The organism is Pseudomonas sp. NPDC086566 (genome assembly GCF_050280885.1).
GTDB classification, from domain to species: Bacteria; Pseudomonadota; Gammaproteobacteria; order Pseudomonadales; family Pseudomonadaceae; genus Aquipseudomonas; species Aquipseudomonas vlassakiae.
This window is the reverse complement of the sequence record NZ_JBNNWD010000010.1, coordinates 156,990-169,216: the sequence shown is the minus strand read 5'-3', so window position 1 is coordinate 169,216 and position 12,227 is coordinate 156,990. Positions and strand designations below refer to the sequence as shown.

10 protein-coding genes are annotated in these 12,227 nt (G+C 62.5%); 1 reads left to right on the top strand and 9 read right to left on the bottom strand.

Translation table 11 applies throughout. From position 1 onward, the window contains the following. Positions 1 to 132: 132 nt before the first annotated feature. Entirely contained in the window at positions 133 to 2,310 is a 2,178-nt protein-coding gene (locus ACQKPS_RS22560; protein ID WP_283725242.1) for a TonB-dependent siderophore receptor, read from the top strand. 511 nt (positions 2,311 to 2,821) lie between these two features. Here the strand turns inward: ACQKPS_RS22560 and ACQKPS_RS22555 are convergent. The 9 genes from ACQKPS_RS22555 to exaC form a co-directional block, all read right to left on the bottom strand. Continuing rightward, a complete protein-coding gene (locus ACQKPS_RS22555; protein WP_427605654.1) occupies positions 2,822 to 3,520 on the bottom strand; it encodes an XRE family transcriptional regulator in 699 nt (232 codons plus the stop codon). Positions 3,521 to 3,697: 177 nt separating this feature from the next. Then, positions 3,698 to 4,225, bottom strand: a complete 528-nt coding sequence (ppa, locus tag ACQKPS_RS22550; protein ID WP_003255365.1) for an inorganic diphosphatase — start codon at positions 4,223 to 4,225, stop codon at positions 3,698 to 3,700. A gap of 93 nt (positions 4,226 to 4,318) precedes the next feature. Next, positions 4,319 to 5,134, bottom strand: a complete 816-nt coding sequence (locus ACQKPS_RS22545; RefSeq protein ID WP_254481592.1) for a zinc-dependent peptidase — start codon at positions 5,132 to 5,134, stop codon at positions 4,319 to 4,321. A gap of 8 nt (positions 5,135 to 5,142) precedes the next feature. After that, positions 5,143 to 5,790: a DedA family protein gene (locus ACQKPS_RS22540; protein WP_254481591.1), complete on the bottom strand. Its 648-nt coding sequence runs from the start codon at positions 5,788 to 5,790 to the stop codon at positions 5,143 to 5,145. 223 nt (positions 5,791 to 6,013) lie between these two features. After that, positions 6,014 to 6,472, bottom strand: a complete 459-nt coding sequence (locus ACQKPS_RS22535) for a GNAT family N-acetyltransferase (RefSeq protein WP_254481590.1) — start codon at positions 6,470 to 6,472, stop codon at positions 6,014 to 6,016. A 109-nt stretch (positions 6,473 to 6,581) separates the two neighbouring features. Beyond that, positions 6,582 to 7,400: an ethanolamine ammonia-lyase subunit EutC gene (gene eutC / locus ACQKPS_RS22530; RefSeq protein ID WP_254481589.1), complete on the bottom strand. Its 819-nt coding sequence runs from the start codon at positions 7,398 to 7,400 to the stop codon at positions 6,582 to 6,584. Positions 7,401 to 7,409: 9 nt separating this feature from the next. Then, positions 7,410 to 8,804 carry an ethanolamine ammonia-lyase subunit EutB gene (locus ACQKPS_RS22525; RefSeq protein WP_254481588.1) on the bottom strand — a complete coding sequence of 465 codons (1,395 nt, stop codon included), beginning with the start codon at positions 8,802 to 8,804 and terminating at the stop codon, positions 7,410 to 7,412. 46 nt (positions 8,805 to 8,850) lie between these two features. Then, entirely contained in the window at positions 8,851 to 10,299 is a 1,449-nt protein-coding gene (gene eat / locus ACQKPS_RS22520; protein ID WP_254481587.1) for an ethanolamine permease, read from the bottom strand. A 215-nt stretch (positions 10,300 to 10,514) separates the two neighbouring features. Then, the gene (exaC, locus tag ACQKPS_RS22515; protein WP_254481586.1) at positions 10,515 to 12,035 is read right to left on the bottom strand and encodes an acetaldehyde dehydrogenase ExaC; all 1,521 of its coding nucleotides are present in this window, start codon (positions 12,033 to 12,035) and stop codon (positions 10,515 to 10,517) included. Positions 12,036 to 12,227: the final 192 nt, after the last annotated feature.

Below are 12,227 nucleotides of genomic sequence, written 5' to 3'. Positions count from 1 at the left end.
GCAATCATCCCGTGCTGCTGGTTTGTGTTAAGAAGGTTAATCCTGCTGCACCCCCGTTTTCCGTCCGGTATCTTTCGCAAAAAGCAACTTGTTTCGTTTGCGATTAAATATCATTTGAGCGAAGGGTGTGTCATGAGCGGTTTCAAAGGTGCGGGGAGTGCGCGACGGGTGCGGGGATGGCTGGTGCTGGGGCTGCTCGCGCCTTATTCGTTGTCGGCACTGGCTGAAACAGTGGCAAGTGAGGTGACAGCGGACGACGCTTCGCTCGACCTGCCGGCGCTGACCATCGAAGGCAACCGCCTGTACGACATGCTGCCCTCGGAACAGACGGGTGGTTACAGCGTCGATGCCGCCACCGTGGGTACCAAGACCCCGGCGGCACTCAAGGACATCCCGCAGTCGATCACCGTGTACACCCAGGATTACGTCAAGGACCGCCAGTTCGTGCACCTGGATGACCTGGCCAAATACACCGCGGGCCTGCGCACCCTGACCAACGACAGTGGCCGTTCGTCGATCTACGCCCGTGGCTACGAGTACAGCGAATTCAACATCGACGGCCTGCCGGCGCCCATGGCCAGCATCTTCGGCACTGTGCCGTCGCTGGCCGCCTTCGACCGGGTCGAGATCATGCGCGGCCCGGCCGGGCTGTTCAGCAGCACCAGCGAACTGGGCGGCATCGTCAACATGGTGCGCAAGCGCCCGACCGCCGAATTCCAGGGCCATGTCGAGGGTAGCTATGGCACCTGGGACACCAACCACGAAGAAATCGACCTGAGCGGGCCGCTGGACGATGCCGGCCGGGTGCGCGGTCGTTTCATCGCCTCGCGTGACGACACCAACGGCGAAGTCGATTACAACGCCAACACCAGCAACAGCTACTATGGCGCGCTGGACATCGACCTGGACGACGACACCCAGCTGTCGTTCGGCCTGATCCATGAAGTGAAGAACATCACACCGCATAACGGCTACCCGGCGACGTTGTCCGGTGAAGTGCCTGATTTCAGCCATTCGAAGTTCCTCGGCGCCGACTGGAACTACTTCGACGGAAAGACCACCGACCTGGTCGCCGAACTGACCCACCGCTTCGATAACGGTGGCTATGGCCGCGTCGCCGCCCGTGGCTCGCACCGCGACACCAACTACCTGTACGCCTTCACCGCGACCAATGCCACCACCGGGGCCAACTCCGAGCGTGCCAGCGCCCGGGACTTCACCCAAGACACCTACTCGCTCGACGCCAGCTACAGCCAGCCGTTCGAAACCTTCGGCCAGGTCAGCGAATTCGTGGTTGGCAGCGACTACAAGAACTACGACACCGAGTACCTCAACGGCACCACCAACCTGGGCAGCATCAACGTCAACACCTACACGCCAACGCGCTTCGCCAAGCCGTCGCCGAACTACAGCACCGAGACCGGCATGCAGGAAGAGGAATACGGCCTGTATTCCAAGGTGACCTTCCGCCCGGTCGAGCGCCTGGCGCTGATTGCCGGTGGCCGTTTCAGCTGGTATCGCGGTGATTTCTATACCACCACGCTGAGCAGCGGCTCGACGGTCGACGACAACAAGCGCGTCGATGGCCGCTTTACGCCGTATGGTGGCCTGGTCTACGACCTGACCGAAAACCACGCGCTGTACGCCAGTTATTCGCAGGTGTTCAAGCCGCAGTCCGACACCGACAGCAATGGCCGGGTACTCAAGCCACGCCAGGGCGAGCAGTATGAATTCGGCCTGAAGAGCAGCTATTTCGGTGGCGACCTGAACACCCGCTTCTCGGTGTTCCGCCTGACCGACAAGAACCGCGCCAGTACCCAGTACGATACCGATGGCGTGGATACAGGTTTCTCGGTCGCCTCCGGCAAGACCCGGGTCAAGGGCGCGGAGGTGGAAGTCAGCGGCAAGCTCACGCCAAATTGGGAACTGCTGGCGGGCTATACCTGGATGGAAACCGAAACGGTCAAGGGCGATGCTGAGACCACCTTCTTCATCATGCCGCGCAACCAGGCGTCGCTGTGGAGCAAGTACACCATCAGCCAGGGCCCGCTGAACGGGCTGGCCATTGGTGGCGGTGTATCGGCGATGAGCAACTTCTACTCCGAGAACGGCGGCGTGCGCATCGATGCGCCGGGCTATGCCACCGTGGATGCGATGCTGTCGTACCCGGTGACTTCGAAGCTGACGGCGACCTTGAACGTCAACAACCTGTTCGACCGGGATTACCTGTCACGGGTGGGCTCGACCTCGACGTTCAACTTCTATGGGCCATCGCGGAGCATGATGGTCGGGGCGCGGTATGACTTTTGAGTAGGGCTTTAAGGTTGCGTCGTTTGTGAGATCGGGCGCCGCCCGCGCGGCGCATCGCGGATAAATCCGCTCCTACATTTGTTGCAACGTGGCCATGCCTGTGAGGCCATGGTTGTCAGCCGGTTCGCAAGACTCAAGACATGCACCAAGGCAGGCGACCATGGCGTAACAGGTTCGGCACGTTGCAACAAATGTAGGAGCGGATTTATCCGCGATGCGCCGCGCGGGCGGCGCTCGATCGCACAGGCGCTGCAAATATCATGGCGAACAAACCGGCAGGCATTAAAAAGCCGGCTTGTGGCCGGCTTCTCGGGGACGCTTCCGACTAATTTATGGTAAGTCGCAACCGCCTTAACTGTGTGGCCAGCAAGGGCCTGAAAGAGATGGCTGACGGTCGTGTGGAACGTCGCCGAGCCCTCTGCAACACGGCTTGCGCCGGGCGGGGCTGAATGTGCGGCGTAGCATACAAGGGCTGGCGCAGTATGCCCAGCAAAAAATGGCACAGCGTGTGTCAGTCGGGGCGTCGCTGACGGTAATGCGACCAGTGGAACACCCAGCCGAGTACCTCAAGCTTCTGCGCCTTGCATTGTAGCGGTGTGTAGCGCTCCACCACCTCACGCCGGTTGTGGCTATGGAGGCACAGCGTGCCTTGATGGCCGAGGCTCAGGCTGTTCACCCTGAGCCTGCCGTTGTGCAGCAGGGCATAGATCTCGCCATCCACCACCCGGGTGTAGCTGAGGTCGATCGCCAGGATGGCATCGCGCGGGATCCACGGCGCCATGTTGGCTGCAGGCATGGTCATGCAGATCGCTTGGTCCACAGGCACGGCCAGTGCCTCCAGCGCAGGTGCCGGCATTGCCATGTGGTGACCGTCGAGCGCTATGAGCTGGCCGTTGCGCAGCTCGTGAAAGGGCACGTGCACCAAGGCCGCAGGCGACTCCGATGGCAAACCGGCATTGTGCGTCGGGATGGTCTGAGGCGCGTACATGCGCAGCAACGAATGTGGATGCTTGGGACCTTCGCCGGTCAGCAGCCAGCGGCGCTGCACGCAGAACAACTCGGCCATTTCATCGAGGCGGGCAATGGGGATGCCTCGGGTGAACCAGTTGTTGATGTGCTGCGACGACACGCGACGTTGGGCAGCGAATTCTGAGGGGGTAAGGCCACATTCCCGAAGGAGTGCCTTGAGGCGGTCACCGGATCTGTTCATATCGCCGAGTGTAGCGGCCGGTTGCCAGTAGCGATATGAACGTGATGTTGATATGAACGGTGTGAAAAATGCCGGGATGTAGGGCAAAGGCGTAGGACTGCGTAGGATTTTTTACCGACCTCCTGAGTGACCCATAAAAAAACCCCGCCAAAGCGGGGTTTTTTCAGCAAAGCGGTATCAGCCTTTGTAGGCAGCGACCGATTTGGTGATTGCGGCACGGGCGGCGTCGGCGCCTTCCCAGCCTTCGATCTTGACCCACTTGCCCTTCTCGAGATCCTTGTAGTTGGCGAAGAAGTGCTCGATCTGCTGGATCAGCAGGGCTGGCAGGTCGGTGTATTCCTTCACGTCGACGTAGAGCTGGCTCAGCTTGTCGTGAGGCACGGCGATGACCTTGGCGTCGCCGCCGCCGTCGTCGGTCATGTTCAGCACGCCGACCGGACGGGCGCGGATGACCGAGCCAGGCGCAACCGGGTACGGGGTCACGACCAGCACGTCCAGCGGATCACCGTCGTCGGCCAGGGTGTTCGGGATGAAACCGTAGTTGGCCGGGTAGAACATCGGGGTGGCCATGAAACGGTCGACAAACAGGGTGTCGCTGTCCTTGTCGATTTCGTACTTGATCGGCGCGTGGTTGGCCGGGATCTCGATAGCGACGTAGATGTCGTTCGGCAGGTCTTTGCCAGCCGGAATCTTGCTGTAGCTCATTGGGCGGTGCCCCCGTGTTTGATCAAAAAAGTGGCGGCGATTATAGGCACATTCCACCAGGCCATGCCACGTGTGGGCGGATGTGCGGCCGCATCAGGCGTGGCTTTCGCGGTAATCCGGGTGCCCGGCCTGCAGCTTCAGCAGGCGCTCGAGCGGGTTCTGCCGGTAGAACAGCGAAAGCTGCTGATACACCTGTGGATAAGCCTGCTGCAGCAGGTCGGGAGCGCTGAAGAAGTACTCACTGGTGACAGCGAAGAATTCTGCCGGGTTTTCCGCAGCGTAAGGGTCGATGGCGGTTTCGGCGTCGGGGTCGGCGTCGAGCTGTCGATTGAGGTCGTCGTAGGCCTGCTGCATGGCCGCAGCCCAGGCCTCCACGCGCATGCCCGGGTGCAGCGGCGGCAGGCCGTTGGCATCGCCATTGAGCATGTCGAGCTTGTGCGCCAGCTCGTGGATCACCAGGTTGTAGGCCTCCCAGCCGCCACTGGCCAGCACCCCGGCCCAGGCCAGGATGATCGGCCCCTGCTGCCAGGCTTCGCCGCTGTGTTCGGCATCCCACGCGTGCTCCACGCCAGTGGCATCGCGGTGGCGCTGCGGGCTCTTGAAGTCATCGGGGTAGAGAATGATCTCGTGGAAGCCCTGGTACCAGTTCAACTCGCCCAGGTGCAGCAGTGGTAGCTGCGCCTGGGCGGCGAGAAACAGGCGCTGCTCGTCGTCCAGTTCGACCCCAGGGAGGGTGGTCAGGTGCTTGTCGAGCAGGAACAGGATGCAGGCTTCGCGCAGCCACTGGTCCTCGGCATCAGTGATGCCGTCGAGCATTGGCAGGCGATCGCGGATCACCTGCCATTGCTGTGGGTCGATCGGGTAGCGTGCGAGTGTGCGCTTGCGCCGCCAGGCGCTGAAGGACCACATGTCTGCTGTCAGTGGACCTTGGCGGTGCGGCCCAGGCGGCTGCGCAGCACGCCGAGGATCATCGGTACCAGCGACAGCACGATGATGGCGACTACCATCAGCGACAGGTGCTGCTTGATGAAGGGCACGTTGCCGAAGAAGTAGCCCAGGGTTACCAGGCCGCCGACCCACAGCAGCGAACCGGCCACGCTGAAACCGAGGAAACGTGGGTAGTGCATGTGGGCGATACCGGCCACGAACGGTGCGAAGGTGCGCAGGATCGGCAGGAAGCGCGCCATGGTCACGGTCTTGCCGCCATGGCGTTCATAAAACTCGTGGGTGCGCTGCAGGTAGTCGCGGCGGAAGATCTTCGAATTCGGATTGTTGAACAGTTTTTCGCCGGTCGTACGGCCGATCACATAGTTGGTGCTGTCGCCCATGATCGCAGCTGCCATCAGCAGGACCGCCAGCAGGACCGGGTCCATGCCGCCACCGGCGGCCACGGCGCCAGCGATGAACAGCAGCGAGTCGCCCGGCAGGAACGGCATCACCACCAGGCCGGTTTCGCAGAAGATCACGGCAAAGAGGATGGCGTAGATCCAGGGGCCGTAATTGGTGACCAGCAGATCGAGGTAGGCATCGAGATGCAGGATTAAGTCCAGCGGGTTGAATTCCATGTACAGCACCTGTGTTCTTGACCCGCCTATACGGGCACGCGATGACGGGCAATGCCCTGGGCGTCGGCATGACTACCTGTGGGTGGGTAAATTTTCACACATGACAGGTCGAAGCATTATACGGCGAAGAAGGAAACGTGCCCGCAGAGTTTGTAGCGGGGGGTTACTGCGCAAGCCCGTACCGGCCTCTTCGCGGGTCAACCCGCGAAGAGGCCGGTACGGGTCAGTCCTGGCTGATCGGCAAAATGTAGTTCTCGAACTCGGTGTCCTTGCGAAAGCCGATCGACTCATAGGTCTTGCGCGCCACCTCGTTGTTGGCGCTGGTCGATACCCGCATGCGCACGGCCTGGGTCTCCTTGGCCATTTTCTTGGCCTCGCGCATCAGGTGGTCGGCCACCAGCATGCGCCGCGAGTCTTCGGCGACAAAGATGTCGTTGAGGATCCATACACGTTTCAGCGAAAGCGATGAAAAGCTCGGGTACAGCTGACAAAAACCAAGCAATTTACCGTCATCATCGTCCGCCAGGGCCAGGTAGATCACCGATTCGTCGCGTTTGAGGCGTTTCTCGAGAAAGGCACGCGAGCTGTCGGGGAAAGGCAGCTGCCCATAGAACTCGCGGTATCTGACGAACAGCGGGGTGAGCAGGTCGAGGTGTTGCAGGGTTGCCTTGATGATGCGCATGTGCGGCCCTCAGAGTCCATTTGGGGAAACGGCGGAATGCCTGCAGCTTTCATGGGCATGCTGCCCCAATGCTGGCCATCAGTGCAATCCGCCTTCCGTTACAGGTTCTTTAACCTTCACCGAGCAGGAAGTTGCCGCGCCGGTTGGGGGTATTTTCACTGTCGATGCTATGGACCTCGGCTTCGTCCTTCAGATTCACACCGGAAAGCTGGCGCCGGCAGGCTTCGCGCATCAGGTATAGCAGCCGGTGGGCCGCCATGCCGTAACTCAGGCCCTCCAGGCGGATATTCGAGATGCAGTTGCGGTAGGCATCGGTCAGGCCGACCTTCGGGGCGTAGGTGAAATACAGGCCCAGGCTGTCTGGCGAGCTCAGCCCTGGGCGCTCGCCGATGAGCATTACGGTCATGCGCGCACCGAGCAATTGGCCAACTTCGTCCGCCACGGCAACCCGGCCTTGCTCGACCAGCACCACCGGGGCGCTGGTCCAGCCATCGGCTGCGGCCTGCTCCTCGAAGCGGGCCAGGAATGGCAGGGTATGGCGGTGCACGGCCAGGGCCGAGAGGCCGTCGGCGACCACGATGGCCAGGTCTACGCCTTCGGGGTTGGCCTGGGCATGCTGGCGCAAGCGCTCGGCCGAGTCTTCGTTAAGCCGCCGGCCCAGGTCGGGGCGTTGCAGGTATTGGTGGCGGTCAGTGGCGGCGCTGTGCAGCACCAGGCTATCGCGGCCACGGTCCTTGAGCTGTTCACTCAGGGTGGCGTGGTCGAAGGCCAGGTGCACAGCGTCGCGGGCCTGGGCGTGGGCGAACTGGAAGTCCAGTTGCGCACCCGTGGGCAGGCTGGTGCCGCAACGGCCCAGGGCGATGCGTGCCGGGGTCAGGTCGCGCAGGGCCAGCCAGGGATTGTCCGGGGTGGGGGATCGGTCTGCCATGGTCACCTCCTAAGCCAGCTGCGCCAAGGCCTGGCGGAATGCCGGCGGCAGGTTGTCGCCAAAGCGCACGCGGCCATCGGCCTGGGTGAAGATGCCGGTGCGTTGCAGCCAGGCTTCGAATTCCGGCCCGGGCTTCAGGCCCAGGGTCTGGCGCGCATAGAGCGCATCGTGGAACGACGTGGTCTGGTAGTTGAGCATGATGTCGTCGGAGCCTGGGATGCCCATGATGAAGTTGATCCCGGCCACGCCCAGCAGGGTCAGCAGGGTGTCCATGTCGTCCTGGTCGGCTTCGGCGTGGTTGGTGTAGCAGATGTCGCAGCCCATCGGCACGCCGAGCAGCTTGCCGCAGAAGTGGTCCTCGAGGCCGGCGCGGATGATCTGCTTGCCGTTGTACAGGTATTCGGGGCCGATGAAGCCGACCACGGTATTGACCAGGAACGGCTTGAAGTGGCGGGCCACGGCGTAGGCGCGGGTTTCGCAGGTTTGCTGGTCGACGCCGTGGTGGGCATTGGCCGACAGCGCGCTGCCTTGACCGGTCTCGAAGTACATCAGGTTCTGCCCGAGGGTGCCGCGCTTGAGCGACAGGCCGGCCTCGTAGCCTTCCCGCAGAACGTTGAGGTTGATGCCGAAGCCGGCGTTGGCCGCCTCGGTGCCGGCGATCGACTGGAACACCAGGTCCAGCGGCACGCCGCGGTTGATCGCTTCGATCGAGGTGGTGACGTGAGTCAGCACGCAGGCCTGGGTGGGGATATCGTAGCGCTGGATGATGGCGTCGAGCATTTCCAGCAGGGCGCAGATCGAGGCGATGCTGTCGGTGGCCGGGTTGATGCCGATCATGGCGTCGCCGTTGCCGTAGAGCAGGCCGTCGAGGATGCTGGCGGCGATACCGGCCGGCTCGTCGGTCGGGTGGTTGGGTTGCAGGCGGGTCGACAGGCGCCCGCGCAGGCCGATGGTGCCGCGGAACCGGGTGACCACGCGGATCTTCTGCGCCACCAGGACCAGGTCCTGCACACGCATGATCTTCGACACGGCAGCGGCCATTTCCGGGGTCAGCCCAGGGGCGAGGGCGCGCAGGCTCTGCTCATCAGCTTCTTCGCTGAGCAGCCAGTCTCGCAGGCCGCCAACGGTCAGGTGGCTGACCGGGGCGAAGGCCTGGGCGTCATGGGTGTCGACGATCAGCCGGGTAATCTCGTCCTGTTCGTAGGGGATCAGTGCTTCATTCAGAAAATGCGTCAGCGGGATGTTGGCCAAGGCCATCTGCGCGGCCACGCGTTCGCCGTCGTTGCTGGCGGCGACGCCGGCCAGAAAGTCCCCGGAACGGGCCGGGCTGGCCTTGGCCATGACGTCCTTGAGGCTGTCGAAGCGATAGACCAGGTGGCCCACCGTGTGTACGAAACTTGCCATACAGAATCTCCAGAGCCGCGGGCTGGCCCGCGGCAGGTGGCTTTGATCAGTGCAGCGCCTCTTCGGCCTTCTGGATCGCGGCGAATTCCTCTTCCGGTGTGCCCGCAACCAGGTGGTGGCGGCTGTACAACGCAAAATAGGCGATGAATACCGCGTAGATCACCGCAGCGCCAATCACCACCCGTGGGTCGACCAGGAAGCCCGCGACCACGGCGATACAGGCCAGCACCAGGGCCAGGCCCGAGGTGAAGATGCCGCCCGGGGTGCGGTAAGGGCGTTCCATTTTCGGCCGGCGAATACGCAGGGTGATGTGCGCGGCCATCATCAGCACATACGACAGTGTGGCACCGAAAACCGCCACCAGGATCAGCAAGTCACCCTGACCGGTCAGGGACAGGGCGAAGCCGATGATTCCGGGGATCACCAGCGCCATGACCGGGGCCTTGCTCTTGTTGGTTTCCGACAGCTTGCGCGGCAGGTAGCCCGCGCGCGAAAGGGCGAAGATCTGCCGCGAATAGGCGTAGATGATCGAGAAGAAGCTGGCGATCAGGCCGGCGAGGCCCACCAGGTTGACGAAACCGCCCATCCAGGTGGAGCCGCCGTAGGCCTTGGCCAGCGCCTCGACCAGCGGGTTGCCCGAGGCCTTCAAGGCTTCGGAGCCTGCGCCGCCAGGGCCGACCACCAGGATCAGCAGCGCGAACGCCAGCAGTACCAGCATTGCGCCGATCAGGCCGCGGGGCAGGTCGCGCTTGGGGTTCTTGGTTTCTTCAGCGGCCAGTGGCACACCTTCCACGGCGAGGAAGAACCAGATGGCATAGGGGATCGCGGCCCACACGCCGACATAGCCGAATGGCAGGAAGCTGCTGGCGCCCGCGGCGTCCGTTTTGGCGATGTCGAACAGGTTGGCTGCATCAAAATGGGGCACCATGGCCACCAGGAATACGGCCAGGGCAATGGCTGCGACGGCGGTGATGATGAACATCAGCTTCAGTGCCTCACCCACGCCAAAGATGTGGATGCCGATGAACACGATGTAGAACGCCAGGTAGATCATCCAGCCGCCGATACCGAACAGCGACTGGCAATAAGCGCCGATGAACACCGCGATGGCGGCGGGTGCGATGGCGTACTCGATGAGGATCGCCGTGCCGGTCAAAAAGCCGCCCCACGGGCCGAAGGCGCTGCGGGCAAAGCCGTAGCCGCCGCCAGCGGTTGGGATCATCGAGGAAAGTTCGGCCAGCGAGAAGCACATGCACAGGTACATGGTGGCCATCAGCAAGGTGGCGAGGAACATGCCGCCCCAGCCGCCCTGGGCGAGGCCGAAGTTCCAGCCGGCGTAGTCGCCGGAAATCACGTAGGCAACGCCCAGGCCTACCAGCAGTACCCAGCCGGCGGCGCCTTTCTTCAGTTCACGTTGCTGGAAATAGTCCGAACCGACCTTTTCGAAGTCGACGGAAGACCCTGCCGGCACCCCGGCGGAATGATCGCTTGGCATAGTTTCACCTGTTCTTTTTCTTGATGGCCGGAAGGTGTCCAGGCCGATGGTGATAGGTACTGCAGGAAGCGAGCCAGAGCGGATTTGGCTCTGGGTTGGTGAAAGCAGGTCTGGCCTCTTCGCGGCTAAAGCCGCTCCCACAGGGGATTGCACAGTTTTCAGGCTTGTGCGGTCCCAGTGGGAGCGGGTTTACCCGCGAAGCAGGCGACTCGGTCTTAGAAGAAGCCCAACGGGTTGATGTCGTAGCTCACCAGCAGATTCTTGGTCTGTTGGTAATGGTCGAGCATCATCTTGTGGGTTTCACGGCCGACGCCGGACTTCTTGTAGCCACCGAATGCGGCATGCGCCGGGTACAGGTGGTAGCAGTTGGTCCACACGCGGCCCGCCTTGATGCCGCGGCCCATGCGGTAGGCGCGGTTGATGTCGCGGGTCCACACGCCAGCACCGAGGCCGAACTCGGTGTCGTTGGCAATGGCCAGGGCTTCGGCTTCGTCCTTGAAGGTGGTGACGCTGACCACCGGGCCGAAGATTTCTTCCTGGAATACGCGCATGCGGTTGTTGCCTTTGAGCAGGGTCGGCTGGATGTAGTAACCGGTGGCCAGCGAACCTTCGAGTTTTTCCACCTTGCCGCCGGTCAGCAGCTCGGCGCCTTCCTGCTGGGCGATGTCGAGGTACGAGAGGATCTTCTCGAACTGCTGCTGCGAGGCCTGGGCGCCGACCATGGTGTCGGTGTCGAGCGGGTCGCCGCGCTTGATCTGCAGCACCTTCTTCATCACCACTTCCATGAACTGCGGGTAGATCGATTCCTGCACCAGGGCGCGCGATGGGCAGGTGCACACCTCGCCCTGGTTGAAGAACGCCAGCACCATGCCTTCGGCGGCCTTGTCGATGAAGCTCGGCTCGGCCTGCATGATGTCTTCGAAGTACACGTTCGGCGACTTGCCACCCAGCTCGACGGTGGACGGGATGATGTTCTCGGCCGCGCATTTCATGATGTGCGAGCCGACCGGGGTGGAGCCGGTGAAGGCGATCTTGGCGATGCGCTTGCTGGTGGCCAATGCTTCACCAGCCTCGCGGCCATAGCCTTGCACCACGTTGAGCACGCCTTTGGGCAGCAGGTCGGCAATCAGCTCGACCAGCACGGTGATGCCCAGCGGCGTCTGTTCGGCCGGCTTGAGCACCACGCAGTTGCCGGCGGCCAGAGCCGGGGCAAGCTTCCAGGCGGCCATCAGGATCGGGAAGTTCCACGGGATGATCTGCCCGACCACACCCAGCGGCTCGTGGATGTGGTAGGCCACGGTGTTTTCGTTGATTTCCGCAGCGCCGCCTTCCTGGGCGCGGATGCAGCCGGCAAAGTAGCGGAAGTGGTCGACGGCCAGAGGAATATCGGCATTGAGGGTTTCGCGGATCGGCTTGCCGTTGTCCCAGGTTTCGGTGATGGCCAGGATTTCCAGATTCTGCTCGATACGGTCGGCGATCTTCAGCAGGACGTTGGAGCGGTCCTGGACCGAGGTGCGGCCCCAGGCATCGGCAGCAGCATGGGCGGCATCCAGGGCTTTATCGATGTCTTCGGCAGTGGAGCGCGGGAATTCGGCAATCAACTGGCCGTTCACCGGGGAGGTGTTCTCGAAGTACTGGCCTTTGACGGGGGCCACGAATTCGCCACCGATGAAGTTGCCGTAGCGGCTCTTGAAGGAAACCTTCGCGCCCTCGGTACCGGGATGTGCGTAACGCATGGTGTGTCTCCTGGCTGTTATGTTTGTTGAGGAGTTGGAAAGCGTAGAGCAAAGGTCGGGCCAGCGTGGTGCACCCTCGTGGAATCAATGACTTGGGTCATGCTTTGGCGCTGCAGCAAGGAACGCTGTGCCAGGCTTGGGACGGCCGGGGGTGACACTTTGTACCGTTTGCGACACGGTGCCGGCGGGTAC

Bases quoted from the DNA above. Each gene is read 5' to 3' on its own strand.
- ACQKPS_RS22560 (WP_283725242.1), top strand. From the start codon at position 133: ATGAGCGGTTTCAAAGGTGCGGGGAGTGCGCGACGGGTGCGGGGATGG.
- ACQKPS_RS22555 (WP_427605654.1), bottom strand. From the start codon at position 3,520: ATGAACAGATCCGGTGACCGCCTCAAGGCACTCCTTCGGGAATGTGGC.
- ppa (WP_003255365.1), bottom strand. From the start codon at position 4,225: ATGAGCTACAGCAAGATTCCGGCTGGCAAAGACCTGCCGAACGACATC.
- ACQKPS_RS22545 (WP_254481592.1), bottom strand. From the start codon at position 5,134: ATGTGGTCCTTCAGCGCCTGGCGGCGCAAGCGCACACTCGCACGCTAC.
- ACQKPS_RS22540 (WP_254481591.1), bottom strand. From the start codon at position 5,790: ATGGAATTCAACCCGCTGGACTTAATCCTGCATCTCGATGCCTACCTC.
- ACQKPS_RS22535 (WP_254481590.1), bottom strand. From the start codon at position 6,472: ATGCGCATCATCAAGGCAACCCTGCAACACCTCGACCTGCTCACCCCG.
- eutC (WP_254481589.1), bottom strand. From the start codon at position 7,400: ATGGCAGACCGATCCCCCACCCCGGACAATCCCTGGCTGGCCCTGCGC.
- ACQKPS_RS22525 (WP_254481588.1), bottom strand. From the start codon at position 8,804: ATGGCAAGTTTCGTACACACGGTGGGCCACCTGGTCTATCGCTTCGAC.
- eat (WP_254481587.1), bottom strand. From the start codon at position 10,299: ATGCCAAGCGATCATTCCGCCGGGGTGCCGGCAGGGTCTTCCGTCGAC.
- exaC (WP_254481586.1), bottom strand. From the start codon at position 12,035: ATGCGTTACGCACATCCCGGTACCGAGGGCGCGAAGGTTTCCTTCAAG.